The organism is Rickettsia endosymbiont of Pantilius tunicatus, from assembly GCF_964291875.1.
Lineage (GTDB): Bacteria > Pseudomonadota > Alphaproteobacteria > Rickettsiales > Rickettsiaceae > Rickettsia.
Map to the genome: position 1 here is coordinate 626,106 of NZ_OZ198175.1, position 25,447 is coordinate 651,552.

Below are 25,447 nucleotides of genomic sequence, written 5' to 3' on the forward strand. Positions count from 1 at the left end.
ACAGGATAATGTCGAAAACAGTAAAAGTTACATTTATTATAAATAATGGGGAAGAGAAAATAATAGAAGCACCGCTGGGACTTTCTATTTTAGAAGTTGCTCATAGTAATAGTATAGATCTTGAGGGTGCTTGTGAAGGTTCTCTTGCCTGTGCTACTTGCCATGTTATTTTAGAGGAAGAATTTTACAACAAATTAGAAAAACCTAAGGACGAAGAAGAAGATATGCTTGACTTAGCCTTTGGTCTTACAGATACTTCTAGATTAGGGTGTCAGATTATTTTAACCGAAAAACTAGACGGTATAAAAGTACGTCTCCCTTCCGCTACTCGTAACATAAAATAATGGATTAAAAAAGTGATACGTAAAATACTTATTTTTGTTTTCTTAGCCTTTACTATAGTATGGTTTGCTGCCGCTTATACTTTAAAAAATAATGTAATAAATTTAATTAAAAACTCTGAATCTGATAATCTTAAAATATCTTATAATACAGTTGAATTTTTAGGATATCCGTTTCACTGGAAAATTACTATAACAGATCCAAAAGTAAAATTAATAGATCATGTAAATTCTAAAGAGCTTTCAAGCGAAAATATTGTTTTAAGTATTAAATTTAGTACTAAGAAAGCTACTTTAAATTTTGGACCATTTATTAAAGAAGTAGATAATTATGGGGATAAAACATTCACTTATGATATGCGTAGTGAAGAAGATATAAAAGGAATAGGGAAATTTAATAAACCTTTATATAAAATATCTAAAGATGATGATTTAAAAGAAGTAATAAAATCGATTCAGCTTAATAATAAATCATTATTAATATTTAAAGATGATGAAGAGATTTTCAAAATTAATGACTTAGCTTTCTTTATTTCTAAGAAAAATATGACAGATAGTGAAGATATTTCATTGATTTTAAATATGAATTATGACTCTGAAAAGAACATAGCTAATTTTAAAAATGCTAATTTAGATATTGTTGCTTTATTAAAATTCGCTCCTGATGGTGAAAATTCTGCTATTTTACAAAATTTTAATGTAGAGAAATTTATCTTTAGTTGTGATCATAACTCTAAAATCAATCTAAATGGTGCTTTACAGTTTTTTGCTAACAAATTACCACAAGGTAAGTTATCATTTGAGCTTGAAAATTATCACCCTATTATTGATAAGTTATTACCTAATAATATTATGTTTTCTAAAAAGTTTATTAAAACAGTTATTGCTAAAGCAGTTAATAATGCTTCAGATGAAGCTGTAGTTAAAGAATCAGATGGCTCAAATCCTGATTATAATAATATAGAAAAAGCTAAGTTTGATGTTGAATTTTCTGAAAAAGGAATAAATATCGGCTCTATTAATTTACTTGAGTTAAAACTTGGCGATAGTAAAGAAAAACAGCAGCCTGAAAATCATGCGAATTAATTATATGAATAACCTTAAATTAGTATTATATAGCTTTGTTTTTAGTATAATTCTTATATGTAATAATATTTATGCCGATCAAAAGCAAAAAGTCTTTAAGATTGGTACTGGCTCTATTTTGCAAGGTTATTATTCTATAGGTCTTGATTTATGCAAAACAATTATAGGAGATGAAAAAAATAACGAAAATATAGTATGCGAAGTTGTTGCAACAAATGGTAGTATTGAAAATTTAAAATTATTGCAACAAGGTAAAATCGATTTAGCCATAGTGCAGGCGAATATTGCAGTAGAAGCATATGACGGAATAGGTTATTATAGCGATAAAGAAAAAATGCAAAATCTACGTCAGGTGTTAAACTTACATGATGAATTTTTTACAGTTGTCGTAAAAGATGAGGATAAGATAAAGTTTTTTGCTGATATTGATGGGAAAAGAATAACTAGTGGTCCAGAATATTCTAGCAGCAATATTACTTATGATGCGATGTGTTCTCTATATAAATTTGCTAAAGAACCAATAAACACTGATATTAATTACGAAGATTCTATCGATAAATTCCGTCAAAAAGAAATAGATGCTATAATCATGATGGTTGGACATCCAAACCCTTTAGTGAATTTAATTGCTAATAGATGTGAAATCGATTTTATTTCAATTGAAAATGATAAAATAGCCGAGTTAATACAACAAAACAGAGCTTTTCGCAAAGCAGAGCTTCATAAAGGCTTATATCCAGGTATTACAGATGATCAAACAACTGTAAAAGTATCAGCAATTTTAGTGACTAGAGATGATATAGATTCTAATATGTTAGATAAATTTATTGGTGCTTTTCATAGAAATGTTGCAAATTTTAAACTTTCTAATTATTTATTGAACAATATTAACATTAACTATTTTGCCGATACTCAAAACTTTGTTTTACCAAAACATGATTCGGTCAGAAATAGAGAATAACTATTTATTAGAGTATTATATAGAAATACTATGTTAAAAATATACTTATACCTATAGACTTAGCAGATAAAAAGTCTATGAAAGCTCTTCTTTCTAAAGCTTTAATGTTTGCAACGACTTCTCAAGCAAAGCTGCATTTCTTATATGTGATTTCTGATTTTGGTATGAAAATGGTCGAAGATTATTTACCTAAAAATTGGATTGCAGAAAAAAAAGCAAAATATCAAACTCAGGTAAAAGAGCTTATAAAACAATATGTACCTGATGAGATTGAAGCCGATTATTACATAGGTAGCGGTGCTGCTTATGATGAAATAATTAAGCGTTCCAATGATATCAAAGCTGATTTAATAATAATCTCAGCAGTTAGACCACAGCTGAGAGATTATATGCTTGGTCCTAATGCCTCTAAAATCGTTCGTCACTCTAGTATATCAGTCTTAGTAGTAAGAGACGAGTAATTAAACCTCGTCTATCAACTCTTCATTTATCAAAAATATACTTTTTGTTTGCAAATAAATAGCTAATTAAAAAATAATTTATATTTTCTATTATTAATCTCTTAGGGTTTAATTCCCCGAAGCTCTGCTTCGTGATATACTAGATGCATAGAAGAAAGCAGTTATATACATAAAAGTCATAATGTCACAGTACTAATATATCATTTAGTAACACCGGCAAAGTATAGAAGAGTAATATTCAATGAGGAACTAGACGATTATTTATGTAAAATTTGTGAGGACATAGAAGCTCGTTATGAAATTAGATTTTTGGAAATAGGAGTAGATAAAGATCATGTACATTTTTTACTACAGTCAATACCAATGTATAGCCCAACAAAAATAACTCAAATCATAAAAAGTATTACATCTAAGGAAATGTTTAAGAAATATCCAAATCTTAAAGAAAAATTATGGGGAAGTGAGTTTTGGAGTAAAGGATATTTTATGAGCACAGTATGTAAACATGGTGATGAGCGGAAATTACGTAATTATGTAAAAAATAAAGGTTCAGGCAAACCTTCTTATAAAGCATTTCAACAAAAACAGTTAAAACTTTTTGGATAGATACCTCGTAGCTCTGCTGCGAGGAGTATCATTAGAAAATATAGTTGACATTTTAGAAAAGTTAGCTAAAATCCTTTGCAAGGATAGCAGCAATGCTATCCTAGGGTATAGAAGCCCTTGATCACAGATGGTTAGAATCATCCATTTAAAAATGCTCCTCAACTTTGTCATGGTTGGGGGAGATAGTAGCTATGTACAAGGTTTTAAACCTAAAGGCTATTATAGACTGTTATTGGCGGTTTTTCGAACTCCCCGATGATTGTGTTCGAGAAGTCAAGAGAATATTTTATATTGGTTTTGCCAAGGTCGTTTGTTTTTAACAATGTTATTGACAATTATTACTATTTTTCTCATTATTGCAGTAAGAGCTAATTTTTTAGCTTTTCCCTTTTCTACAAGTCTTTTATAAAAAGGTTTAACTGCGGGATTACATCTTACAGATGTAACAGCAACCATATATAATGCCGCCCGTACCGTTTTCCTACCACCTTTAGTTTTTGCTTTAAATCTTGTTTTACCGCTTTCCTTACAGTGAGGTGCTACTCCTACTAAAGAAGCAATTTGTTTACAATTTAAATTACCAAGCTCTGGCAACTCTGTAATTAAGGTTATTGCTATAATCGAGCCAATATCCGGGATAGTAATAAGTAAATTATATATTTCTTTATAACTTTCTATATTTAAAATATGATATAATATAAGCTTTTCCACTTCTTCTTTTTGATCATTAAGTAAATTAATAACACTATTTATACTATTAATTATTTTTTGATTAGTAACTCTACGTAAGCGATTGCGTTCAGATACTATCATAGTAATTAGTTGGTTACGTCTAGCTGTAAGCTCTTTTAATTCTTTTTCTATTTCATTCGCCACTTTTCTAGATTCAGGATTCATTTTTTCTGCAAATAATGCTAACATTTGTGCATCAATAGTATCGGTTTTGGTAAACTTACCTCTCATAGTTCTAAACGCTGATGTAAAATAAGGATTAACTACTGAGACTAAATATCCAACTTTTTGTAAAGTATTTGCTGCTTCATATTCAAGTCTTCCGGTAGCTTCAATTACAATTTTAGCAATATTATAATCCGCTATATATTCGACTAGCTCATTAATTCCTTTTTGGTTGTTATCAAAAACTTTATATTTATTCAACGGGTGTAACCATATATCTAAAGTATCCTCAGATACATCTATACCTATAAAAATATTCTTTGTCATGTTTTCTCTCCTGTTCTATGTACGAGCTAAGGGGTTATTCACGATCAACCATTAAGATCAAGTGAATAACCCCTTGCTCTATTGATTGTTCGGAACCAAAGGAAGTAAGGAGTAACATATCGGGGCACGGTTCATTAATTATAATTATATTAATAACCTGACCACCATCGTTACCTCCTTACAATATCTAAAACTATGCATCATTTTAGATACTTATTAAATACATAGAACCTAGTAATTTAAATTATATCTTTTGCTCACATTACTTAAAAAATACTATAATATCTAAAATATACCTCCCGTACTTTCTTTATTTTACACAACATAAAAATTCTTATTGACTTTTAGTAGAAAAAGTATAAATCTTTTTGGTACAAAAGCCTATTTCCTAAATTTAATTTAAAATTTAAAACCTAAATTAAGGTTTTAGTAGGTTTTGTAATGATTATGAGTGTCATTTTTGGTTTATGCATTTCAATATTTTAAAATCCATATGCAAAACGAAAAGAATTAATTTTTCTACAATTATTTTCGTTGGAGTTAGCTATATAGTTATCATGTTAGTACTTTTTAATTATTATGACCAAAAAATAAAAGACGCAAAATTATTATTTTTAAATAACAACTATAATTTAATATTAGAAACTGGTTTAAATAAGTTTCAATCATTAGCTTTTAGATTAGATACTAATTTACAGTCTACTAATATCTCTTCAAATAATAATTATATTAGAATTTGTAAAAATGAAAATTGTGTAAATTATAGCTTATACAAACTGCAATCACTATTAGAGCGATCTATACCTAATTTTAATAATGTAAAGATAGAACTGAATAATAGTTTAATTTATTCAAATGCTATTTTTGAAAATTATGAAATGGATAAAATATATTATTTAAATCAAGATAATAAATTAATAATAAGAACCAGTATTAATAATGACTACTGGAATAAGATAGTAAGAGATATTAAGAATCCCTTATGGTTTATGATCACCTTTTTATCTCTTACCTTTATCGTTTTATATTATATATATCAAGCTTTATCAAAAAAAATGAGATAGAATATAAAGACAAGTATGAGACCGCTGTTAAAGAGTGTGAAAAGCTATGGATGACAAAATTGTGGGATACAGAGTTTAAAAAAACTACAGATGTTGAAATTAATTATTTATTTAATCAAGAAGTAGCAAAAACAACATTATTAAATGAAAAAGATTCACTAGATAAACAAGATAAAAAATTAAAAAGATCATATTTAGAAAAAGATTTATATTGTTCTATCGCTTTATATAATTCCTCTAATAAAGAGGAAATAGATGTAAGAAAGTTAATTAAAGTTTTTACTAATAGATTTGATAAAGAAGATGAACACATTTCTTTTAGTATAAAATGCCTTGAAAAACAAATATACTTTTCTTCTACCGCAGCACTTTATCAAGTGATATATAGTATAATAAATTATCTTTTCTTTATTATTAAAAAGCAATTTTATAATAATAAACATCAAATAAATTTATTCATAAGTAATATTGCAGGTAAGGTATCACTCAATTTTAATTATAGTGGAGTACCGCTAGAAAAAGAAAAGGATTTATTTGCAGTATCAAGTGAATTTACGAAATCACATGCTAATCCATTTATCCTTAGTATAGAACAAATATTTAAAATACTAAAGTTAAACGGATTTAACTGCAAAGTAAGCTATGATAAGATAAACCTTATAGAAATAAGTGAAAAAGCAGTTAAAAAATAAAATATCAAATGAAGATAATATCATTTATTTAGCTGGTTGGGATAAAGAAGAATCAGACTAAATATTTAAACTTGTTTTGTTAACAGTCATATATAATAAGTAAGGAAATTAAGCTCTTTCTTGATTAGTTAATTAAAATTATTTGACGTTATAAATTATATTAACAACTAAAATCAAGGAAAAGAAATAAAAAAGTTTTTACTATTATTGACAATATCTATCATCTCTTTAAATTTATTCGCTCAAGCCAAAGTAAACAATATAATTGCACCGGTCAGCTATTTTATAAATCATGTCCAGCAATTAAATCAAATAAAAACTAATCTAGAAAAATACAGACAAACAAGTATCGTAGGCATTAGCGGCATGGGAAAAACTCAGCTAGCTAGAATGTATACCTATGCAAATAAAAATGATTATAATTTAATTTGGTTTATTGATTCCAATTTAAATATTAGTGACGAGTTATTAAAGTTAGCAAAAGCCATTAATATGGTAAATTAAGTTGAAGTTTGCGTATTAAAGAATTGAATTAAAGCATTATATAATTGATCAAATTGAGTAATTTTAGCTTTAATCCATCGCTTCATATTGGTCCAAAATTTCTCTATTGGATTTAGATCAGGGGAGTAAGGTGGTAAGAATATTATCCTACAACCTACTGATTCTATTAGTTCTTTGGTCCTTTGAGACTTATGGAAAGCAGCGTTATCCATCACTACAACTTGTCCAGGTTTTAGCTCTTTTATTAAAAATTCTCCAACCCAACTTTCAAATAATTGTCTATTACATGTTCCATTAAATATCATCGGTGCTATACACTCTTTATTAACATAACCAGCTATGATATTTGTTCTGTTGTAATATTTACCGCTTTTTTTACCAATAAGTTTTTCGCTTTTTTTGCCCCATCCTCTATCTTTGCAGATATTTATCTCAATACCACTTTCATCAATATATACAAGATGTTCTATTGGTGTATCTTTTATGACCTCTTGGTACTTATCTCGCTTTTCTTGACTTGCTTCCAAGTAGGAAAAGTCTTTTTTTTATAGCTAAAACCTAGTTGCTTTAACCAATAATACGCACCCACAGAACTCATATTAAAATACGTACCCATTTCTAATAATGTGAAATTAGGATTAGAACTCACGTACAACTCAACATCTTGACTTGTTACCCGTCCTTTTTTGCCTCCTATTCTTCTTGCTAAATAATGTCCTTCGGACTTATATCTCTTATACCAATTCCTTACTGTGTTTGCTGCTATTTCAAATCTTATCGCAGTGCTATTGCAGCTATTACCTCTTTCTACATATCCTATAACTCTTTTTCTAAAATCTTGACTATATGATCTTGGCATTTTCCTTTATATATATCATCCCTATACTCAAACCTCAACTTAATTTACTATAAAGCTGAAGGGAAAATTTTAATAGCAGAAGAAGCAGCTAATGTAAAAAAAGAGTTAATGGAGTATTTAGGACAGAATGATAAATGGTTGTTAGTATTTGATAATTTAAAAGTAGGTGAGAATAAAAAAATACAGGATTTTATTAATTGGGAGCATAATGGTAATATCATATTTTGTTCGCAAGATAGCGATATAATGCGTTATATAGTAAAGGCTATACCATTTAAAAAACACGAAACTATTGAACTTGCAAATATTATTTTATTAGATAAAGATAATAATTTAGTAGAATTTTTAGTGCAAGAGTTTAAAGGTTATCCGGTATTAATAGTAAGGTGCTCAAATATTAAATAATGTGCCGGGGTTAGATAAAGAAGAATATAAAAATAAAATACAAGAATCTGATGATAAAATAAGCTTTAATCTCTCGCTTGTAACAGAACAATTAAAACCATCTACAAGGTAGCTCCTAAATAAAATAGCATTACTCAATAACCAAAGTTTTTCTAAGGGGTTACTTAGAGCCTGTCTTGAAATTAAGGTTTAGTCAATTTTTTAAGCATAAGTGTAATCATATTGATATAAATAATATGTTCAGAAGTTTTATAGTTATGCTCATAGTCTTTACTCATACGACGAAAATTATTGAGCCAGCCAAAAGTACGTTCAACTATCCAACGCTTGGGAATCACTTTAAACCCCACTTGATCAACAATTTTACGAGAAATTGTCAGTAATGCTCTTACAGTTAAAAAACACCAAATTTGTAATGCTCCAGCATAACCACTATCTGCAAAAAATTTGATAATACTAGGATATTTTGCTTTTGCCTTGATTATTACATTTTTAGCACCATCTCTGTCTTGTATACCTGCTGAATGCACTTCACATGATAATACTAAACCAAGTGTATCTGTAACTATAGTAAATTAAGTTGAGGTTTGAGTATAGGGATGATATATATATAAAGGAAAATGCCAAGATCATATAGTCAAGATTTTAGAAAAAGAGTTATAGGATATGTAGAAAGAGGTAATAGCTGCAATAGCACTGCGATAAGATTTGAAATAGCAGCAAACACAGTAAGGAATTGGTATAAGAGATATAAGTCCGAAGGACATTATTTAGCAAGAAGAATAGGAGGCAAAAAAGGACGGGTAACAAGTCAAGATGTTGAGTTGTACGTGAGTTCTAATCCTAATTTCACATTATTAGAAATGGGTACGTATTTTAATATGAGTTCTGTGGGTGCGTATTATTGGTTAAAGCAACTAGGTTTTAGCTATAAAAAAAAGACTTTTCCTACTTGGAAGCAAGTCAAGAAAAGCGAGATAAGTACCAAGAGGTCATAAAAGATACACCAATAGAACATCTTGTATATATTGATGAAAGTGGTATTGAGATAAATATCTGCAAAGATAGAGGATGGGGCAAAAAAAGCGAAAAACTTATTGGTAAAAAAAGCGGTAAATATTACAACAGAACAAATATCATAGCTGGTTATGTTAATAAAGAGTGTATAGCACCGATGATATTTAATGGAACATGTAATAGACAATTATTTGAAAGTTGGGTTGGAGAATTTTTAATAAAAGAGCTAAAACCTGGACAAGTTGTAGTGATGGATAACGCTGCTTTCCATAAGTCTCAAAGGACCAAAGAACTAATAGAATCAGTAGGTTGTAGGATAATATTCTTACCACCTTACTCCCCTGATCTAAATCCAATAGAGAAATTTTGGGCCAATATGAAGCGATGGATTAAAGCTACAATTACTCAATTTGATCAATTATATAATGCTTTAATTCAATTCTTTAATACGCAAACTTCAACTTAATTTACCATATATGGCGTTTCCTACCCTTAATCTTCTTGCCTGCATCATATCCTCTAGCTCCCCTTTTTGGGTAGTCTTAACAGACTGACTATCTATAATCCCTACAGTAGGAGTGGATTTCTTACTTTCTTTCTCCCTTACTTTTTGGACTAATCTATCATGTATTTCTTGCCATCTACCATTCTTACGCCAACGTAAATAATAGTCATATACTGTTTGCCATGGGGGAAAATCTTTAGGTAATAATCGCCACTGACAACCACTCCTCATTACGTAACGAATGCCATTAATTATATCTCTTATATTATGTTTACGTGACCGTCCTATCTTGCAAGGACCAACAAATGGAGCTAAATGTATCCTTTCTTCTTCCACTATATCACTGGGATACATATTCCTACTTTATTATTTTTTGACAATATAAATTATTTCTTATATCTTTTCAAGACAGGCTCTTAGAATTATTACCGATAATAAAGATAACCTCAATGATGATATTTTTGAGCTAACAAAATTTGCTTTAATAACAAATATAGATGCTAGCGAAGATGATCCAGTTTTTGAAATGCATGATGTTATTGTTCAAAAAATATTAGAAAAAAAATAGTGCAAATAATAGTAAATATTTAGAAGATGTGGTTATTAAGTTTGTTGAAGCTGTGCCGAAAAGTGTGGTAAAAGCGTTTATGTATAGAAATGCTAAAACAATACCAGGAAATATTGAAATAATATTAAAAAATACAGAAAGCTATAATATAAATTTGCATAAATTGACTGCAATAAAATTACAGCAATTAGTTCAATGTGATAATTCTTATGATATAATTGGTGCAGGTAAATTAGTTAATTGGTTTGAAGAAAATAACGAAAAGGGAAAATATAGATTATGGTTAATGAGTAATGAAGAAAAACGAGTATATGCTGGTTATCTAAATATAATAGGATGGTATTATGGTAAATCTTATAATTATAAAAAAGCTGTAGAATATTTTACTAAATCTGAAGAAGTATATAAAGATATTAAAAGATATGAAGCATATAAAGCTAATGTAACTTATGGGTTAGCACAAGTATATCTTACAATAGGAAATGTGCAGGAAGCTCAAGAAAATATACAAATTTTAAAACAGCAGTTAGATAATAAAGTAATTGATAATGCTGATAAATCAATGATATATATTGCTGAAACAAAATTATTTTTTATAGAAGGAAAATATAATGAAGCGTTAGAACAAATTAATCAATCTATTCAAGCTGCTATTTCTGGTGGGTTGGATCCAAATGCAGTATTTTTAACAGTAGATTATTTAATAAAAGCTGAAATATTAAATAAACTTGGGCAATATCAAGAAGCTCTTAATCAAGTAGAGCAAGTATATAACATGCAAAAGCGTGTAAAAAAAGAAACTAATATAATATTTGGTAGAATATTTACTCAAAAAGCAATAGCATTATTCGGTTTAGGTGAAAAAGATAAAGCTTTAGAATATGCAGATAAAGCAATAGAGATTTTTAAGAATAATGATAAAAGCTTTATGAGTAGAAGAATGTCTGATGTATTCAACCCTACAATAGCTGTTACATGTATAATAAGAGGGGATATATTATTTGCGGATGGTAAGCTTGAGGAAGCTTTAGATAGCTATATGGATGCACGAGGTATATATTTTAATGTTTATAGAAGAAATTATAAGAATGTAGCACAAGTAAGCGAAGTAAATCTTAAAGGAGCAAAGGTTGCGTGTAAAAGAAAAGATACGCTTAACTATAAATTTTTTGCTAAACCACAAATTATAGATTTTGGAGCGGAGCATCCCGACTCAATAGAAATGCTTGAATATTGTAAAACTTACGGTATGGGTTTAATTAGTAATAAAGCTTATATAGATAAATCTAATAAATAGGAAGATCATTTAGAAAGATATTCTAAATATTTACCAAAAAATATTATTTTATAAATAGGGGATTTTTTGAAAAAATATATTATAACGATATTTTTACTTTTTCGACAGCTAAGCTATAAGGAATAAAGAGTTTTTTAGAGCTGGCTGGCGGATAGGGTGGGATTCGAACCCACGGTACGGTTGCCCGTACGCTAGTTTTCAAGACTAGTGCCTTAAACCGCTCGGCCACCTATCCAAGAAGATTCATAGCAAAAAATACAGAATAATTCAAGAGAAATCGTAAAAAATCTTTCCTATGTTCGTTTAATTTGGAGAATTAGTGACAAGGTCTTATAATTATTGGTGGTGTTGTAGGATTTAGTTTTGTCCCTGTCAACCTGTGGTAGCATTACCCGCGTGGATTAGTTTTTTCCGTCTGAGCTAAGGAAATTACGAAGTAATTGTACGTACGCAATCCAGTATAAAAATGCTAGCTTATAGCATTTTTATTATTTTTTCTGGATTGCCACGCTCATTTCATTCGCGTAGCTCAAACGACTTAGTATCCACGCAAGCAAGCCTTACGTGGGAATAACATCAGAGCTATATGACATCAGCGGTAATAACACCTAACATATCACTCTTTATATCACAAATCCAAATTGTTCTTTCAGCTCGTTTACAGTTTCAGATGCTCTAATTCTTGCTTTTTCTGCACCTTGTTGAAGTATTTTGAGTAAATATTCTTGATCATTCATTAACTCTAAATATTTATCACGCATAGGTTGCAGGTTAGTAATAATAATTTCTGCTAAATCTTCTTTAAATTTTGCAAAGCCTTGATTTTCATAGTTCTGAATTATATTCTCAAGTTTTTTTTCTGATAAGCTTGTGTAAATATCTAGTAAATTACTAATCTCTGGTCTTGCTTCTTTATTATAACTAACAAAGCTTAAATGATCTGTTTTGGCTTTTTTAATTTTTTGATGAATAAGATCATTATCATCTCTTAAATTAATACGAGAAAAATCCGAGGAATCGGATTTGCTCATTTTTTTTCTGCCATCTCTAAGACTCATAATTCTTGTTCCTGAGCCACCAATTAAAACATCCGGTACTTTTAAAATTTCCTTATTAAACTTCCTATTAATTACGCCGGCGATATCTCTAGTTAGCTCCAAATGTTGTTTTTGGTCTTCACCGACCGGCACTATATCAGCTTTATATATCAGTATATCAGCAGCCATAAGTACTGGATAGGAAAAAAGCCCAAGGCAGGCTTTTTCTTGATCCTTTCCAGCCTTATCTTTAAACTGTGTCATGCGTTTTAACCAGCCGAGCGGTGTCACGCAATTCAGCAACCAAGCGAGTTCGGTATGCTCTTTTACCATACTCTGAGCAAAAATTGTGACTTTATTAGGATCAAGCCCAGCTGCTAAATAAATCGCTAAAGTTTCGATAACTGATCTTTTAAGTTCACTAGGTGCTATATCAACAGTGATAGAATGCAGATCAGCCAAAAAGAAAAAACAATTATATTCTTCCTGCATTTTAACCCAGTTTCGAATCGAACCTAAATAGTTACCAAGATGCAAAGAACCAGTAGCTTGCACACCTGAAAGAACAGTTTTTTTCATTGTATACCTTTATTATTGTATTCATTAACAAATATATGTTATATATATATATACCGCAAATACTTCAAAAGTTGGTAAGTCAAATAAGCGGTGAGTCTGCGGAACATAGATAAACTACGTGAGCAAAGACGAACCCCGAAATTTGGCTTACCAACTTTTGAAGTATTTGCGGTATACCAAATTAATATTTAATTTTTACTATATGCTTTGGCGTTTAAGAATTTTATCATTTTACGGATTATTATCGTTATTTACTTTTATCTTTTTTCTTATATGTTACATACCCGTAACGTTTTTCAATGTCAACTATCAAATAAGATATAGGATCGCTGTTATCTTTTCTTATGCTTTTGTGTGGCTTGCAAAAATTTGTTGTGGTTTAAAATATGAAGTAGAGGGGATTGAGAAATTGCCTAAGACCATTTCAATAGTTGTTTCTAACCATCAATCCTTTTGGGATCAGATGTTTATGCAGCTTATTATCCCTAAACATTCATGGGTATTAAAACGTGAGCTATTTAATATACCGCTACTTGGTTGGGGGCTTCGTATGGTTAAACCGATTGCAGTAAATCGTGGTACTAATAGTTCAGTTGCTCAAATTTTAAGAGAGGGTGAGGAAAAAATCAAGGAAGGTTTATGGTTAATAATATTTCCTGAATCAACAAAAGTTCCACCTGATAGAACAGTAAAATTTAAGCCAAGTGCTGTAAAGCTTGCTTCTATTACTAAAGTGCCAATAGTAATGATGGCACATAATGCCGGCTTATTTTGGCCTAGAGGTTTTTGGTTTAAACAGCCAGGAACTATAAAGGTAAAAATTATTGGAGTAATAGAAAAAGAAGAAGTAGAACAAACTGATGTACGTATTCTTAATGATAAGATTGAAGAGATAATTAATAGTGAAAAGCAAAAATTATTAAATTAGTACTTACTCAATAACATTGGAGCACTCCTACGCTTGATTTGAAAATAAATTTTTATAGTTAAGCAATGGATTATGCTAATAATTTGCTATTTGTATTAAATTAGTCTTGGTTTAAGAAATAATTAGTATTATCATACAATTACCAACTATTCTTATGGAGGTATTATGAATAATACAACAGCATTAAAATTAATTGCAGTTATCGATAGCAAGCAAATGATGCTTTACGATGCTCAAGGAGTTAAAATTACTAATAATAAGCCTTTAAAGTTACCTTTAGATTTGGAAGAGCATCACCACCATAGAGAAAAAAGACAGAGTTTATACCAAAATAAATCTACACCTGCTTCATTGTTCGAGTCTCATACTTCTTTAAAAGATATAGAGCATAAAGAAGCAGCAAAAAGCGTTATAAAACATTTAGAAAAAGCAGTAGGTCATGACCAAGGTAAGTATAAAGAGCTAATTATAGTTGCTGAACCGCAAATGCTTGGTTGCGTTCGTCACGAGCTTAAAAATGGTCTAAAAAAGATGATTACCAAAGAAATAGCGAAAGATTTAGTGCAGCATAACGCTGAGGCGGTCGAGAGGGTTGTGTTTTCTTGATGAGTTGTTATTGCGAGGAGGCATTGCCTATGTGAATAAAAGAATGTTGTCATCCTGTGGTCAAGCCACAGGATGACAGGGTGATAAAGTTTCCGCTCGCAATGACGCAAAGTTTATTAACAAAAACAAATTAAATATTACAAATAATTATGTCGCGAATTTATTTTAATGGTCCTGAGGGGCGGATTGAAGGAATATATGTAAAAGCAGAAGCATATAATGCTCCAGTTGCATTGGTTCTTCATCCCCATCCTTTGCATGGCGGTGATATGAACAATACAGTAGTGTATAACGCCTATAAAGTTTTATCTGAGCATGGATATACAGTTTTACGTATTAACTTTAGAGGAGTAGGGCATTCGGAGGGTAACTTTAATAATGGAGTAGGTGAGGTTATAGATGCCGGAACAGCTCTTGATTGGTTACAGCAAAATAATCCAAACGCTCAGTCTAATTTAGTATTAGGGTTTTCATTCGGTGCATGGATAGTTATGCAGCTTGTGATGAGACGCCCTGAAATAAATAACTTTATTGCTATTTCGCCTCCAGTAAATAAATATGATTTTTCATTCCTTTCGCCTTGTCCTATTCCAGGATTTGTACTACAAGGTGATAGTGATAGTATAGTCTCAGCTGAAGCGGTAAAAGATTTAGCAAGTAAGTTATCTAAACAACAAGCTCATATTAAGGTTGGATGTAAAATTATTAGCGGTGCTGATCATTTCTTCCGTTATAAAATGGAGGAGTTTTCTAAAGCAATTGGTGATTATTTGAAAACATTAGATCATGGTTATCCACAAAATAATAATAATAATGTAAACGAAGAATCGAAGAGTCAGAAGAAGTTGTTTTTGTATTAAATGTATGTCATTGCGAGCCACTGAAAGTGGCGTGGCAATCTCATGAAGTAAAACTCCTAAGATTGCTTCGTTGGTTATTACATAACTTTCTCGCAATGACAGAAAAATCAAGCCATGCAAGAGCAAGAGAACCCAATCAAGACATTAAACATTTATTATCACTCACAGTGTTTTCACCTGTTACAGTTACTAAATTCTGTTCTTCATTTAATATCTCAAACGATGATAAGGTTAAATCTGAATACTCAAATTTACAAAAATACCATTCCTTATCGAATTGTTTGTTGCAGTCTCTAATGATTTTTTTTAATATCTTCCCCTATACATTTAAAGTTATTATAATAAAATAAGGTATTAGAATTAATAATAATGTCTAACTCTTTTAACTGTTTATCAAAATAATTAGTATTAACGATAATTTGCAAAGGAATGTCATTGCATATTTCATATTCGAGTTTTCGCCCTAGCAAAATAATATAGTCGCTGAAAACTAAATCCGGCAAAATGCCATAAATAGTGCCCTAATGATAAAGCTGGACAAGCGGTAATATTGCTTTTTCTTCACCAAGTAGCATAGCACATGTTAAATTTTCAACTGCTGACTCAAATAGTAGATTTATCGCTTTTTCAGCATAAGAATCCTAAATCATCTCAAAATTAGATAATAACTCAACTTGTAGTAAACCTTCTGTAAGCAACTGATTTTCAGGTAACAGATAAAAAATTTTATTGTTATTTATTTGAGTCGTTTTCAAAATATACCTTAAATCAAATTTATTACATTATTAGACAACTGCATCCTTGTTTATGACCTAATATTGAAGTTTCATCATCATCTTTGTTTTCGCCCTTATTATTATGATTTATAAGGTTTTGTGGTTCATCTTGTGTATTAATAGGTGGTTGATAATAATAATTATTGCCTCTTAATACTAAAGTTGTTTCCTCAACGTTTTTAGCAGTAGTGGAGTTATAATTTAATTTACTTTTTGTTTCGTGTATATTAGTGGTAGGTTTGTTGCTTGTTAATACTGAATTTGTTTCTTCATCTTTTTCAAAATTAACATTATAATCTATTGTACTTTTTGTTTTTTTATATTAGTAGGTTTTTTATTTTTGAAATCTTTGATATCACTTTGAGTAGCTCGCCTTACTGCATTAGATGGTTGGTCTGTGGTACTAGGTAAAGGAGCTGAAATTGTGGGAATAATAGTTGATTCTAAGCTATTGACTAACGAATATTAGAATTCCCTATGACGAATATTAAAATTACCTATTTTTGAGTAAAAAATATTGTCTAGTGTATTATATTATTATCCTCCAATTTTATAGTTAATTTTTTTTCTTTTGCTGTAGCGATTCTATAACTTTCAGTATTCAGTTCAAGAATTGAAGAATGGTGAACCAATCTGTCAATGGCTGCTGATGTAGTCATTTCGTCTTTAAAAATGGAATTCCATTTTGCAAAAACTAAATTGCTAGTAATTAATACACTACGCATCTCATAACGTTCAGCTAATAAGGTAAATAAAACATCAGTTTCCTCACGATTATATGGTACATATGATATATCATCAATTATCAATATTTCAAAATAATCGAATTTTTTAATAATTTGCTTAAGTTTTAAACTAAGCTTTGCTTCTAGTAATTGTTGAACCAAATTAGCTGCTGTTGTATATAATACACGCCTACCGGCAAGACACCACTCACGTGCTAAACCTATACTAAGATGACTTTTGCCAGTACCAGGATTACCAAAAATAAGTATATTTTCATAGCGATCCATAAATTCTCCTTGTGCAAGATATTGGATCTTAGTTGACGATAATCCTGGGATACGCTTAATATCAAAGTTGCTTAATAACTTATCTCGAGAGAGTTTTGCTTGCTTTAGCAATCTGGCGATACGTTGCTGATGTCTATGTTCTAACTCACGTATGGCTAACTCTTGTAGATAATCTATATATGTTTTCTTTTCTTGCTCAAAGCTTTCTGCAACTGATTTATAGCATGATGCAAAAGTAGGTAAACAAAGGTTCTTGAGTAAATTATTTAGCGGTTGCGGAGTTATTATCTTTTTACTCATGCGACCTCCATTGTTTTAAAGCAATGTAATTGATCATATTCGGACAGTACTGGTTGATTAATTTTTACTGAACAAACAGTTTTAGTCTGACTATTTAGTAAATCTGTAATATGATCAATTATTGGTTCAATCTTCTCTTCTACTAGCATTTCTAATGCAGCAACTACATTCAATTCTCCATACATTTTTGCTAATTGTAATATTTTAAGATATATTTTATGCCCCTTATATGGATATATAGATATCAGCTGGTCATATACCTGACGAAATATAGCACGTGGAAATAAAGCTTCATAATATTGATATTGGGCAAATGCTCCAGGTTTACGTACTAAACTATCAATGATATGTCTATAATCAATAACATAGCCATTGCTGATTCTAAACATTTTTTGTAAACATTTGTTACCATAGTAAAGCTCTATTTCTTCAGAATAAATATAAGCTTTTAAAGTATAACCTATTAAGCGACTAGGCACAGAATAAGCTACAGATAAAATACTAACTGTACTGCTTGGGTTAACACGTACTGATAATATTGTAGGTGCATTCCATTTCCTGATTGGTAACTCTTTTAAATAAACTAATTCTTCAGCTAATTTTTCTTTTCTACAGCTATTGCGCTTTTCTTTAATTTGTGTAAGGAATAATTCATAAGCTTTTAAATCAACAAAATTACGTGATCCACGTAATAGCAAATGTTGATTCACTGCTTGCTTAAATGTATCATGACTTTTTTCAACAGAACCATTTTCATGACTGACACCGGGATTATTTCGCGATGGTGCAACATCGTAATAACCAAGCAATTCTTGCCATTTTTCTGTAAATTGTCTACTATTACCACATTGCTTGGTAGCTGCACTTAAATTATCTGTACGATGCTCTGGTAAAACTCCACCTAACTCCCATACAGCTTTTTCAAACCCTGATGCTAATGTATCAAAACTTTCACTATGGCATATGCTGAAAGTTTCCCAACATGAATAAGGCAATATAAAATGAAATAGTAAATGAGAATATGGTTTCCCATCAATACAAATACCTAATTGATTCATATTGGTCCAATCAGACTGGCTTTGTTTGCCAGGAAGAATATTTTGTAAAAAGATGACTGGCTTATCCTTACCATGTTCAGCTCTCCATTGTTTCAACCTTTTCTGCAAACAGCGTAATTGCTTTCCATTATAATTTCCATGATACTTTTCTGTCAAATATGCTAATATGGTAGTTGCTTGCAACTCCGGTGCTGATCCTAGCATTGATTCTATTTCATCCCAGTGCTTAACAAATGGATCCTTACGTGTCCTATATTTACGTACTGTTCGTAATTCGCTTGGATACTTATTAACACCTAAATATTTACGTGCTGTTTTTACACTCATACCTGCTTTTGCAGCAGAAATTATCTGATTATATTTTTTGATCTTTTGCATTAAAATACCTACTTGTTTATTTGTACATGTCATCAGTAATTCTCGAATAATAAATAAATCTTAAAAAGAAATTTTTATTCGATATTACTGTCCATAGTTACTTCTTTTTTATAGGTAATTTTAATGTTCGTTGAGGGTATTTCTAATATTCGTTAGTCAGCTATTAAATATGTCTTTTAAATCAGTATTGTTTAAATGTATATTAATGGCACATTCTGCATTGTGCTTCATTGTATCATTAATACCTGCTCGGTATACATACTTGTTATTGGAAATAGAAGTAGCACAAGCTGTAACTAATTTTTGTAAGTAATCTGCTAAAATATCTTCACCTTTATAATTGCTATTAGAGCTTTTTTTAGCTTCAAAATGCTTTCCTATCGTAAGTATAAAATCTCCATAAATAATATTTTTTTCAACCAACCAGCCATTATAATAAAACTGAGCTAAGTACCAAGCGGCATTTTCTTGACCACAAACTAAAGCTTCTTTTAATTTTACATATATTTTGGATATAATATATTTATTATCTTGTGTTATTGTTAATGTACAATCTTTTGATTGAGTAAGAGGTAATTTTATATTTTCAAAATAATATTTTAATGCTTCTTGTAACATGTCTAAAGAATTAGGAAAAAATTTTGGTTCAAATATATTTTTTAATTCAGAATTTTCTAAATTTTTTTTAAAATTAAGTTCGGCATTTTTCCTTATTTCGTCAGTAATAATACTATCCATATCTATTTGATATTGTCTTTTAATATTTTTAATGGTTTTAGCACATTTTATAGCTAGATTGTTCAAATCTTTTTGTAGATCACCTTCATATCCATTATTTAAACATTTTACCGAATCAAGCTTTATTCCTATTGCAATGATAAAATTTCCCATCTCGCGATCTTTTTCAAACAACCAACCATTGTAATAGAATTGAGCTAGATACCAAGCTGCTTTTGTTTCGCCATAAATGAATATTTCTTTTAATCTTTTATATAGTTCAATTAAAACTGCTTCATTATTTTGTGTTATTTCTAAATCCTTTGATATTCTAAGAGGTTTTTCAATATATTCTTCATAATCACTTAATGCCTTATTTATTACTTCATAAAGATAAGGTAATTTTTCTTTCATCGTTTTCATTCCTTTTTAAGATATAGGACATCCTCCTATTAGGTCTAAAAGTTCACTAGAGTCACTTTTTGATTCCATTGAGCGTGATTCGTAATCTCCTATTTTATTATTAGTGTAATCCTCAAAGTGTAATTTTTGGGGTAATTTAGGTGCTTCATTTGGTTTTTTAATCTCATTTGCTGTGATGCCTTTCGTATTTTCTATAGGTTTCTCTTTAAAATTTAAATTGGGGAGTAATTTACTATAGTAAATTAAGTTGAGGTTTGAGTATAGGGATGATATATATAAAGGAAAATGCCAAGATCATATAGTCAAGATTTTAGAAAAAGAGTTATAGGATATGTAGAAAGAGGTAATAGCTGCAATAGCACTGCGATAAGATTTGAAATAGCAGCAAACACAGTAAGGAATTGGTATAAGAGATATAAGTCCGAAGGACATTATTTAGCAAGAAGAATAGGAGGCAAAAAAGGACGGGTAACAAGTCAAGATGTTGAGTTGTACGTGAGTTCTAATCCTAATTTCACATTATTAGAAATGGGTACGTATTTTAATATGAGTTCTGTGGGTGCGTATTATTGGTTAAAGCAACTAGGTTTTAGCTATAAAAAAAAGACTTTTCCTACTTGGAAGCAAGTCAAGAAAAGCGAGATAAGTACCAAGAGGTCATAAAAGATACACCAATAGAACATCTTGTATATATTGATGAAAGTGGTATTGAGATAAATATCTGCAAAGATAGAGGATGGGGCAAAAAAAGCGAAAAACTTATTGGTAAAAAAAGCGGTAAATATTACAACAGAACAAATATCATAGCTGGTTATGTTAATAAAGAGTGTATAGCACCGATGATATTTAATGGAACATGTAATAGACAATTATTTGAAAGTTGGGTTGGAGAATTTTTAATAAAAGAGCTAAAACCTGGACAAGTTGTAGTGATGGATAACGCTGCTTTCCATAAGTCTCAAAGGACCAAAGAACTAATAGAATCAGTAGGTTGTAGGATAATATTCTTACCACCTTACTCCCCTGATCTAAATCCAATAGAGAAATTTTGGGCCAATATGAAGCGATGGATTAAAGCTACAATTACTCAATTTGATCAATTATATAATGCTTTAATTCAATTCTTTAATACGCAAACTTCAACTTAATTTACCATATACCATTTTTTTCTGGTATCTTACACAATACAAAAGTGTCTATAATTTTTTCATTTATGCTTTCTATAAACGCACCAATATTTTCTCTAGTAATTAGGTGGTATTCAAATGGTAAAGAAGAATTAAAATCGTTTACAAATTCTTCTAAAATATCAAGAATTGAAGATTTAGAAATTACAGCATCATTCCAATCTATTTTTATACTACCCATGTATGAAAGTGGTAGTAAAGCCATACTATTAAGTTCAGCAAGATCAGTAATACCAAAATCATTTAAATTTGTAGATTTTGTTCTTTTATAGTAATATGAAAAATTTTCTATACCATCTATAGTTTTTATTAGGTTACTTACTTGTTTATTATTAATTTCAGATTCATTATAAATTTTAATTAAGAAATTAGAAGCATCACTACTACCCAAAAACATAGCACCTTGTAAATATAACATAGCATTTGCGTAGACTTGTTGACTTTCAATTATTGCATTATCGTTTTTAGGTTTCATATCCAAAAATTCATTGTAATATCTAATACCTTTATCAAATAAATATTTTGGAGTTAATTTAATAAATTCTGTTCCTGTATTTTTCATAATTTAACTATATTTGATACTTTTTTTACATTTCAAAAAATTTTGACTAAGTACCCACCAAAGTTATTTCAAACTTTTGATCACCACTTTCATATATGCAAACTTTATTACCATTTTCCCAATAGGTATGAGTAGGGTAACACCAACCATCTTCTGGGTTATAATTATTGTTAACGTCTTTTTTCTCTGATATTGCTTCAAAAGATTTGAGGTAATAATTAATAATTTCATCATTTGTTTCAGGATTATCAACTAATTTTTTATTACTAAAATATTCTCGTGTTCTGCAAATAGCATCGTAGAAAATATTTATTTCGCTTTCGCTTGTCTTAGGTGGATTAAATATTAAATTCATTTGCTTACATTCGATAACTTCAAATTTCTGCCCTAATAAAACTAAATCATCACGTAATATCTTCTTTTGTAAATCTTGATTCTGAGAGTCAGGATATTTTGTAAATATAAAATCATATAATTGGGTTAACGCATAAGTCGCATTATTACAACCTGTGAATAAAGCGTATTTAAAGTATTTTTCTGCGTGCTCCACCATGACTATTAGTTCTTTAATATTATTAACACTGGGATTTTTGCTAAGTTTCAGTTCTTTTATTTTATTAAATTGCTCATTAGCCTTGTTCATGAACTCTTGAGAAATAGGGTTAGGATTATTATTTTGAGGCATATGGTATTACTTTTTAATTAAGGGGCTTAAGCTTTTATTGTCATTGCGAGGAGGTATACCTTTAATACTTCAAGATTTGGTAAGCCAAATTTCGGGATTCGTCTTTGCTCACGTAGTTTATCTACGTTCCGCAGACTCACCGCTTATTTGACTTACCAAATCTTGAAGTATTTGCGGTATACAGCATAATTCAGAAAGCTTGATACAAGCGAATTTTGCAGGTCTCGATTGTGCTCACGTATTTAATATACGCTCCGCAATCTTGCTCGCAAATTTAATGTCTGAACCTCATCGCTTTTTGTTATATTACTCACGTGGATCGAAAAACGCCCGCAATGTCTTCCCGCCTACGCGGGAATAACATAACTAATCCATGTAGGCAATGCTTTACGAGAAGTAAATGAGATTGCTTCGTCGAAACTTACATTTTCTTCTCGCAATGACGGAAAAATAATTAATAATAATTAAATTTATAATTTAAATTTAGTAATTTTTTTGCTAAAAGGAAAGTTCAGCAGTAGAAATAGAGAGTATTTTTTTGGAAGGTAGTTGCAATATTATTCTACCTATGGAATCAATACCTTGAAAAGTGCCTGTAATAATATCGTTTTGATATTTAACAGTAATATTTTCATGTAACTTATAAGCATGTTTCAGCCATGTTTCTCTAATAAATGAAAAGCTTTCTTTCTCCCAAATTTGATAATATTTTTCAAAATTTTCTATTAATATTTCAAGTAAAGCTTGAGGAGTTATAATAGGGAAGTTTTCCTTGACTAAGGAGGTAGTAGGCTGGTCGATATTTATTGGGTGATAAGTTATGTTAATACCAACACCGATAATAAGATAATAAACATCTTCTACTTTAACTGATTCAAGAAGTATACCGGATATTTTTTTATCCCCTACTAGAACATCATTTGGCCATTTTAATTGGATTTTTTTAAGAACTAGGGGCGTCATCTCGTGTGCTTGTAGAGGAATCCCGTTTATTTTTTGGATACCGTGGTCAAGCCACGGTATGACATGTACCACACTATCATAAACCGCTAGGGCTGTAACGAAAGACAATTGCGGTAGTAATTCAAGGTCTTTATTAGGCTTAATTAGTAAACTAGTATGTAAATTTCCAGAAGTAGATTGCCAGTTTTTACCACTTCTACCACGTCCTTTAGTTTGAGATTTAGCAAGTATGATATAATCTCTATCAGGTTTATTTTTAGCCATTCTAACGGCTTCAAGGTTTGTGCTATCTAATTCATCAAAAACAAATAGCTTATATCTACCTAAATTCATTTAAACCTAAGACGAAATAATAAAAGATCCGAAAAGTAAAAAACCTATTATTACAAAATTAATTAATAATAGTCCGTAGGAAATAGGTATTTTTGTTGGATTAGGTTTTTCAGCAAAATACATCGTTTTAATTATTTTAAGATAGTAAAAAGCCGCAATGACACTAGTAAAGATACCGAAATAAGCAAGTAAAAACTCTTCTTGGGTAATTGCTTGATAAAAGAGATAATATTTTCCAAGAAAGCCAGCAAGCGGTGGGATACCTATCATAGAAAACATAATTATACAAATTGCAGCAGCTATAGCTTTATGATTTTCTGCAATTCCCTGAATACTTTCAAAATTGGCTTTGTCTGTCTGTTTTCCGAGTAACATAATTAGGCAAGTAAAGAACCCTATACTTGCTGCTGCATATATTAACATATAGAGCATAGCAGCTTTATTGCCGTCTTCAGTACGCAACAATACGCCGATTAATACATAACCGATATTTAGAATAGTACTATATGCCATTAATCTTTTTAAAGAAGTTTGACGAATAGCACCAAGAGCACCAAATATCATGGATAATAAAGCAATTATTTTTATCAGATTATAGCTAATAGGGTGATAGTTTTTGATAATTAAATTTTCGATATTTAATAAAATAGCAATAGCTCCGATTTTTGAAGCCGCTGTAAAATAAGTAACCGAAGTAATAGGCGATCCCTCATATACATCTGGTGCCCAAAAATGCAGAGGTGCACTTGAAAGCTTAAAGAAAATGCTGCTTAAAAATAATACTACACCAATTACTAAACCTAAATTTACCGAAGAGCTATCATTTAGCTTATAAAATATATCTGAAAATTGTAAGCTTCCGCCAAATCCATATATAAAAGAAATACCAAATAATGATAAGCAGCTAACTAAACTACCTAATATAAAATATTTTAATGCTCCCTCTGATGATTTAATCTCACTTAATTTAAAACCAGCAAGTATATAGGAAGTTAAGGCAGTAAGTTTCATGGCACAAAAGAGTAATAAAAAATTCTGTGCTGAAATTGCCACAAAAATCCCAACTGTAGATAATAATATCAAAGTAATAAATTCAAATTTTAGTGGTTCACCGCTACGCACCGAATAATCGCAATAAATTATCATAGATATTATAGTAAATATCAATATGATAGCCTTATAATTAGCAATATTTGCATTGGTAGTAAACATTACATAATCTAGGTATAATACGCTTTCAGAGTAAGAATATTTTAAAATAATGAAAATTGTTAATATGGTAAGTAAAATAGTTATATTAGCAACAATTCTATTTTTACCTTGCAGTATTACGGCAAAGAATTGGCTTAAAAGTGCTGTTAAAGTTAGAGTTATTTCAGGAAGTAGCATATAAAATTAATGTTGTTATCGAAATATAAATATTAGTAAATAAATAATTTTTTATCAATAAAC

The 25,447-nt window shown here is 30.0% G+C and carries 31 protein-coding genes, 1 tRNA gene and 1 pseudogene; 17 read left to right on the top strand and 16 right to left on the bottom strand.

What is annotated here, in order from left to right; translation table 11 throughout:
* The first annotated feature begins 8 nt into the window (after positions 1-8).
* The 5 genes from ACICQC_RS03640 (at position 9) to tnpA (ending at position 3,455) form a co-directional block, all read left to right on the top strand.
* Complete coding sequence (locus tag ACICQC_RS03640) at positions 9-344, top strand: ferredoxin family 2Fe-2S iron-sulfur cluster binding protein (protein ID WP_395477422.1); 336 nt, start codon at positions 9-11, stop codon at positions 342-344.
* A 12-nt stretch (positions 345-356) separates the two neighbouring features.
* Positions 357-1,427, top strand: a complete 1,071-nt coding sequence (locus ACICQC_RS03645; protein WP_395477423.1) for a hypothetical protein — start codon at positions 357-359, stop codon at positions 1,425-1,427.
* A gap of 4 nt (positions 1,428-1,431) precedes the next feature.
* Positions 1,432-2,388: a TAXI family TRAP transporter solute-binding subunit gene (locus ACICQC_RS03650; protein ID WP_395477424.1), complete on the top strand. Its 957-nt coding sequence runs from the start codon at positions 1,432-1,434 to the stop codon at positions 2,386-2,388.
* Between the two features lie 77 nt (positions 2,389-2,465).
* On the top strand, positions 2,466-2,849 hold the full coding sequence (locus ACICQC_RS03655) for a universal stress protein (protein WP_395477425.1): 384 nt from the start codon (positions 2,466-2,468) through the stop codon (positions 2,847-2,849).
* A 147-nt stretch (positions 2,850-2,996) separates the two neighbouring features.
* A complete protein-coding gene (tnpA, locus tag ACICQC_RS03660) occupies positions 2,997-3,455 on the top strand; it encodes an IS200/IS605 family transposase (RefSeq protein WP_395477266.1) in 459 nt (152 codons plus the stop codon).
* 273 nt (positions 3,456-3,728) lie between these two features.
* On the opposite strand, the gene ACICQC_RS03665 is transcribed toward tnpA, so the two are convergent.
* A complete protein-coding gene (locus tag ACICQC_RS03665; RefSeq protein ID WP_395477426.1) occupies positions 3,729-4,679 on the bottom strand; it encodes an IS110 family transposase in 951 nt (316 codons plus the stop codon).
* 557 nt (positions 4,680-5,236) lie between these two features.
* On the opposite strand from ACICQC_RS03665, the gene ACICQC_RS03670 reads away from it, so the two are divergent.
* From ACICQC_RS03670 to ACICQC_RS03680, 3 genes are all read left to right on the top strand, one after another.
* On the top strand, positions 5,237-5,743 hold the full coding sequence (locus ACICQC_RS03670) for a hypothetical protein (protein ID WP_395477427.1): 507 nt from the start codon (positions 5,237-5,239) through the stop codon (positions 5,741-5,743).
* A gap of 50 nt (positions 5,744-5,793) precedes the next feature.
* Positions 5,794-6,435, top strand: a complete 642-nt coding sequence (locus tag ACICQC_RS03675; protein ID WP_395477428.1) for a hypothetical protein — start codon at positions 5,794-5,796, stop codon at positions 6,433-6,435.
* A gap of 207 nt (positions 6,436-6,642) precedes the next feature.
* Positions 6,643-6,939: a hypothetical protein gene (locus ACICQC_RS03680; RefSeq protein WP_395477429.1), complete on the top strand. Its 297-nt coding sequence runs from the start codon at positions 6,643-6,645 to the stop codon at positions 6,937-6,939.
* Here the strand turns inward: ACICQC_RS03680 and ACICQC_RS03685 are convergent.
* The gene (locus ACICQC_RS03685) at positions 6,936-7,466 is read right to left on the bottom strand and encodes an IS630 family transposase (RefSeq protein WP_395476239.1); all 531 of its coding nucleotides are present in this window, start codon (positions 7,464-7,466) and stop codon (positions 6,936-6,938) included. The genes ACICQC_RS03680 and ACICQC_RS03685 overlap by 4 nt on opposite strands.
* A complete protein-coding gene (locus ACICQC_RS03690; RefSeq protein ID WP_395476240.1) occupies positions 7,421-7,798 on the bottom strand; it encodes an IS630 transposase-related protein in 378 nt (125 codons plus the stop codon). The genes ACICQC_RS03685 and ACICQC_RS03690 overlap by 46 nt, the downstream gene beginning before the upstream one ends.
* Positions 7,799-7,906: 108 nt before the next feature.
* Here ACICQC_RS03690 and ACICQC_RS03695 point away from each other — a divergent pair, with 108 nt between their 5' ends.
* Complete coding sequence (locus tag ACICQC_RS03695; protein WP_395477430.1) at positions 7,907-8,203, top strand: hypothetical protein; 297 nt, start codon at positions 7,907-7,909, stop codon at positions 8,201-8,203.
* 182 nt (positions 8,204-8,385) lie between these two features.
* On the opposite strand, the gene ACICQC_RS03700 is transcribed toward ACICQC_RS03695, so the two are convergent.
* The gene (locus ACICQC_RS03700) at positions 8,386-8,733 is read right to left on the bottom strand and encodes a transposase (RefSeq protein ID WP_395477431.1); all 348 of its coding nucleotides are present in this window, start codon (positions 8,731-8,733) and stop codon (positions 8,386-8,388) included.
* 90 nt (positions 8,734-8,823) lie between these two features.
* On the opposite strand from ACICQC_RS03700, the gene ACICQC_RS03705 reads away from it, so the two are divergent.
* Together ACICQC_RS03705 and ACICQC_RS03710 are read left to right on the top strand one after the other, a co-directional pair.
* The gene (locus ACICQC_RS03705) at positions 8,824-9,201 is read left to right on the top strand and encodes an IS630 transposase-related protein (protein ID WP_395476240.1); all 378 of its coding nucleotides are present in this window, start codon (positions 8,824-8,826) and stop codon (positions 9,199-9,201) included.
* Positions 9,156-9,686 (top strand): IS630 family transposase, encoded by a 531-nt coding sequence (locus tag ACICQC_RS03710; protein WP_395476342.1) that lies wholly within the window; start codon positions 9,156-9,158, stop codon positions 9,684-9,686. The genes ACICQC_RS03705 and ACICQC_RS03710 overlap by 46 nt, the downstream gene beginning before the upstream one ends.
* Here the strand turns inward: ACICQC_RS03710 and ACICQC_RS03715 are convergent.
* Positions 9,678-10,079 carry a transposase gene (locus ACICQC_RS03715; RefSeq protein WP_395477163.1) on the bottom strand — a complete coding sequence of 134 codons (402 nt, stop codon included), beginning with the start codon at positions 10,077-10,079 and terminating at the stop codon, positions 9,678-9,680. The two genes, ACICQC_RS03710 and ACICQC_RS03715, sit on opposite strands and share 9 nt — an antisense overlap.
* A 242-nt stretch (positions 10,080-10,321) precedes the next feature.
* Between ACICQC_RS03715 and ACICQC_RS03720 the strand changes: the two genes are divergently transcribed.
* Positions 10,322-11,590: a tetratricopeptide repeat protein gene (locus tag ACICQC_RS03720; protein WP_395477432.1), complete on the top strand. Its 1,269-nt coding sequence runs from the start codon at positions 10,322-10,324 to the stop codon at positions 11,588-11,590.
* A 145-nt stretch (positions 11,591-11,735) separates the two neighbouring features.
* On the opposite strand, the gene ACICQC_RS03725 is transcribed toward ACICQC_RS03720, so the two are convergent.
* Together ACICQC_RS03725 and trpS are read right to left on the bottom strand one after the other, a co-directional pair.
* Positions 11,736-11,825: transfer RNA gene (locus tag ACICQC_RS03725), tRNA-Ser, on the bottom strand.
* 388 nt (positions 11,826-12,213) lie between these two features.
* Positions 12,214-13,206: a tryptophan--tRNA ligase gene (gene trpS / locus ACICQC_RS03730; protein ID WP_395477433.1), complete on the bottom strand. Its 993-nt coding sequence runs from the start codon at positions 13,204-13,206 to the stop codon at positions 12,214-12,216.
* Positions 13,207-13,408: 202 nt separating this feature from the next.
* Here trpS and ACICQC_RS03735 point away from each other — a divergent pair, with 202 nt between their 5' ends.
* The 3 genes from ACICQC_RS03735 to ACICQC_RS03745 all read left to right on the top strand — a co-directional run bounded on the left by ACICQC_RS03735 (position 13,409) and on the right by ACICQC_RS03745 (position 15,600).
* A complete protein-coding gene (locus tag ACICQC_RS03735; RefSeq protein ID WP_395477636.1) occupies positions 13,409-14,134 on the top strand; it encodes a lysophospholipid acyltransferase family protein in 726 nt (241 codons plus the stop codon).
* A gap of 165 nt (positions 14,135-14,299) precedes the next feature.
* Positions 14,300-14,740 carry a host attachment protein gene (locus ACICQC_RS03740; RefSeq protein WP_395477434.1) on the top strand — a complete coding sequence of 147 codons (441 nt, stop codon included), beginning with the start codon at positions 14,300-14,302 and terminating at the stop codon, positions 14,738-14,740.
* 149 nt (positions 14,741-14,889) lie between these two features.
* Positions 14,890-15,600 (top strand): alpha/beta hydrolase, encoded by a 711-nt coding sequence (locus ACICQC_RS03745; RefSeq protein ID WP_395477435.1) that lies wholly within the window; start codon positions 14,890-14,892, stop codon positions 15,598-15,600.
* 293 nt (positions 15,601-15,893) lie between these two features.
* Here the strand turns inward: ACICQC_RS03745 and ACICQC_RS03750 are convergent, their stop codons facing one another.
* From ACICQC_RS03750 to ACICQC_RS03765, 4 genes are all read right to left on the bottom strand, one after another.
* Positions 15,894-16,103: a hypothetical protein gene (locus ACICQC_RS03750; RefSeq protein ID WP_395477436.1), complete on the bottom strand. Its 210-nt coding sequence runs from the start codon at positions 16,101-16,103 to the stop codon at positions 15,894-15,896.
* Positions 16,104-16,897: 794 nt separating this feature from the next.
* Positions 16,898-17,689, bottom strand: coding sequence for an IS21-like element helper ATPase IstB (istB, locus tag ACICQC_RS03755; RefSeq protein ID WP_395476338.1), 792 nt, complete (start codon positions 17,687-17,689; stop codon positions 16,898-16,900).
* A complete protein-coding gene (istA, locus tag ACICQC_RS03760) occupies positions 17,686-19,158 on the bottom strand; it encodes an IS21 family transposase (protein WP_395476339.1) in 1,473 nt (490 codons plus the stop codon). The genes istB and istA overlap by 4 nt, the downstream gene beginning before the upstream one ends.
* Positions 19,159-19,281: 123 nt before the next feature.
* The gene (locus ACICQC_RS03765) at positions 19,282-20,256 is read right to left on the bottom strand and encodes a hypothetical protein (RefSeq protein WP_395477437.1); all 975 of its coding nucleotides are present in this window, start codon (positions 20,254-20,256) and stop codon (positions 19,282-19,284) included.
* Between the two features lie 294 nt (positions 20,257-20,550).
* Between ACICQC_RS03765 and ACICQC_RS03770 the strand changes: the two genes are divergently transcribed.
* Together ACICQC_RS03770 and ACICQC_RS03775 are read left to right on the top strand one after the other, a co-directional pair.
* Complete coding sequence (locus ACICQC_RS03770) at positions 20,551-20,928, top strand: IS630 transposase-related protein (RefSeq protein WP_395476240.1); 378 nt, start codon at positions 20,551-20,553, stop codon at positions 20,926-20,928.
* A complete protein-coding gene (locus tag ACICQC_RS03775; RefSeq protein ID WP_395476342.1) occupies positions 20,883-21,413 on the top strand; it encodes an IS630 family transposase in 531 nt (176 codons plus the stop codon). The genes ACICQC_RS03770 and ACICQC_RS03775 overlap by 46 nt, the downstream gene beginning before the upstream one ends.
* Position 21,414: 1 nt before the next feature.
* Here the strand turns inward: ACICQC_RS03775 and ACICQC_RS03780 are convergent, their stop codons facing one another.
* From ACICQC_RS03780 to nuoN, 5 genes and pseudogenes are all read right to left on the bottom strand, one after another.
* Positions 21,415-22,014, bottom strand: a complete 600-nt coding sequence (locus ACICQC_RS03780) for a hypothetical protein (protein ID WP_395477438.1) — start codon at positions 22,012-22,014, stop codon at positions 21,415-21,417.
* Between the two features lie 46 nt (positions 22,015-22,060).
* Positions 22,061-22,699, bottom strand: a complete 639-nt coding sequence (locus tag ACICQC_RS03785) for a hypothetical protein (protein WP_395477439.1) — start codon at positions 22,697-22,699, stop codon at positions 22,061-22,063.
* A gap of 41 nt (positions 22,700-22,740) precedes the next feature.
* Positions 22,741-22,886 (bottom strand): annotated as a pseudogene (locus ACICQC_RS03790) (palindromic element RPE5 domain-containing protein); the annotation flags it as partial.
* Positions 22,887-23,197: 311 nt separating this feature from the next.
* Positions 23,198-23,995, bottom strand: coding sequence for a biotin--[acetyl-CoA-carboxylase] ligase (locus ACICQC_RS03795; protein ID WP_395477440.1), 798 nt, complete (start codon positions 23,993-23,995; stop codon positions 23,198-23,200).
* Positions 23,996-24,001: 6 nt separating this feature from the next.
* Positions 24,002-25,384, bottom strand: a complete 1,383-nt coding sequence (gene nuoN / locus ACICQC_RS03800) for an NADH-quinone oxidoreductase subunit NuoN (protein ID WP_395477441.1) — start codon at positions 25,382-25,384, stop codon at positions 24,002-24,004.
* Between the last annotated feature and the right edge of the window lie 63 nt (positions 25,385-25,447).

What these genes read in the sequence shown, in the direction of transcription:
- ACICQC_RS03640 (WP_395477422.1), top strand. Translation starts at nt 9, where the DNA reads ATGTCGAAAACAGTAAAAGTTACATTTATTATAAATAATGGGGAAGAG.
- ACICQC_RS03650 (WP_395477424.1), top strand. Translation starts at nt 1,432, where the DNA reads ATGAATAACCTTAAATTAGTATTATATAGCTTTGTTTTTAGTATAATT.
- ACICQC_RS03655 (WP_395477425.1), top strand. Translation starts at nt 2,466, where the DNA reads ATGAAAGCTCTTCTTTCTAAAGCTTTAATGTTTGCAACGACTTCTCAA.
- ACICQC_RS03665 (WP_395477426.1), bottom strand. Translation starts at nt 4,679, where the DNA reads ATGACAAAGAATATTTTTATAGGTATAGATGTATCTGAGGATACTTTA.
- ACICQC_RS03670 (WP_395477427.1), top strand. Translation starts at nt 5,237, where the DNA reads ATGTTAGTACTTTTTAATTATTATGACCAAAAAATAAAAGACGCAAAA.
- ACICQC_RS03675 (WP_395477428.1), top strand. Translation starts at nt 5,794, where the DNA reads ATGACAAAATTGTGGGATACAGAGTTTAAAAAAACTACAGATGTTGAA.
- ACICQC_RS03690 (WP_395476240.1), bottom strand. Translation starts at nt 7,798, where the DNA reads ATGCCAAGATCATATAGTCAAGATTTTAGAAAAAGAGTTATAGGATAT.
- ACICQC_RS03695 (WP_395477430.1), top strand. Translation starts at nt 7,907, where the DNA reads ATGGAGTATTTAGGACAGAATGATAAATGGTTGTTAGTATTTGATAAT.
- ACICQC_RS03705 (WP_395476240.1), top strand. Translation starts at nt 8,824, where the DNA reads ATGCCAAGATCATATAGTCAAGATTTTAGAAAAAGAGTTATAGGATAT.
- ACICQC_RS03715 (WP_395477163.1), bottom strand. Translation starts at nt 10,079, where the DNA reads ATGTATCCCAGTGATATAGTGGAAGAAGAAAGGATACATTTAGCTCCA.
- trpS (WP_395477433.1), bottom strand. Translation starts at nt 13,206, where the DNA reads ATGAAAAAAACTGTTCTTTCAGGTGTGCAAGCTACTGGTTCTTTGCAT.
- ACICQC_RS03735 (WP_395477636.1), top strand. Translation starts at nt 13,409, where the DNA reads ATGCTTTGGCGTTTAAGAATTTTATCATTTTACGGATTATTATCGTTA.
- ACICQC_RS03740 (WP_395477434.1), top strand. Translation starts at nt 14,300, where the DNA reads ATGAATAATACAACAGCATTAAAATTAATTGCAGTTATCGATAGCAAG.
- ACICQC_RS03745 (WP_395477435.1), top strand. Translation starts at nt 14,890, where the DNA reads ATGTCGCGAATTTATTTTAATGGTCCTGAGGGGCGGATTGAAGGAATA.
- istB (WP_395476338.1), bottom strand. Translation starts at nt 17,689, where the DNA reads ATGAGTAAAAAGATAATAACTCCGCAACCGCTAAATAATTTACTCAAG.
- istA (WP_395476339.1), bottom strand. Translation starts at nt 19,158, where the DNA reads ATGACATGTACAAATAAACAAGTAGGTATTTTAATGCAAAAGATCAAA.
- ACICQC_RS03765 (WP_395477437.1), bottom strand. Translation starts at nt 20,256, where the DNA reads ATGAAAGAAAAATTACCTTATCTTTATGAAGTAATAAATAAGGCATTA.
- ACICQC_RS03770 (WP_395476240.1), top strand. Translation starts at nt 20,551, where the DNA reads ATGCCAAGATCATATAGTCAAGATTTTAGAAAAAGAGTTATAGGATAT.
- ACICQC_RS03780 (WP_395477438.1), bottom strand. Translation starts at nt 22,014, where the DNA reads ATGAAAAATACAGGAACAGAATTTATTAAATTAACTCCAAAATATTTA.
- ACICQC_RS03785 (WP_395477439.1), bottom strand. Translation starts at nt 22,699, where the DNA reads ATGCCTCAAAATAATAATCCTAACCCTATTTCTCAAGAGTTCATGAAC.
- ACICQC_RS03795 (WP_395477440.1), bottom strand. Translation starts at nt 23,995, where the DNA reads ATGAATTTAGGTAGATATAAGCTATTTGTTTTTGATGAATTAGATAGC.
- nuoN (WP_395477441.1), bottom strand. Translation starts at nt 25,384, where the DNA reads ATGCTACTTCCTGAAATAACTCTAACTTTAACAGCACTTTTAAGCCAA.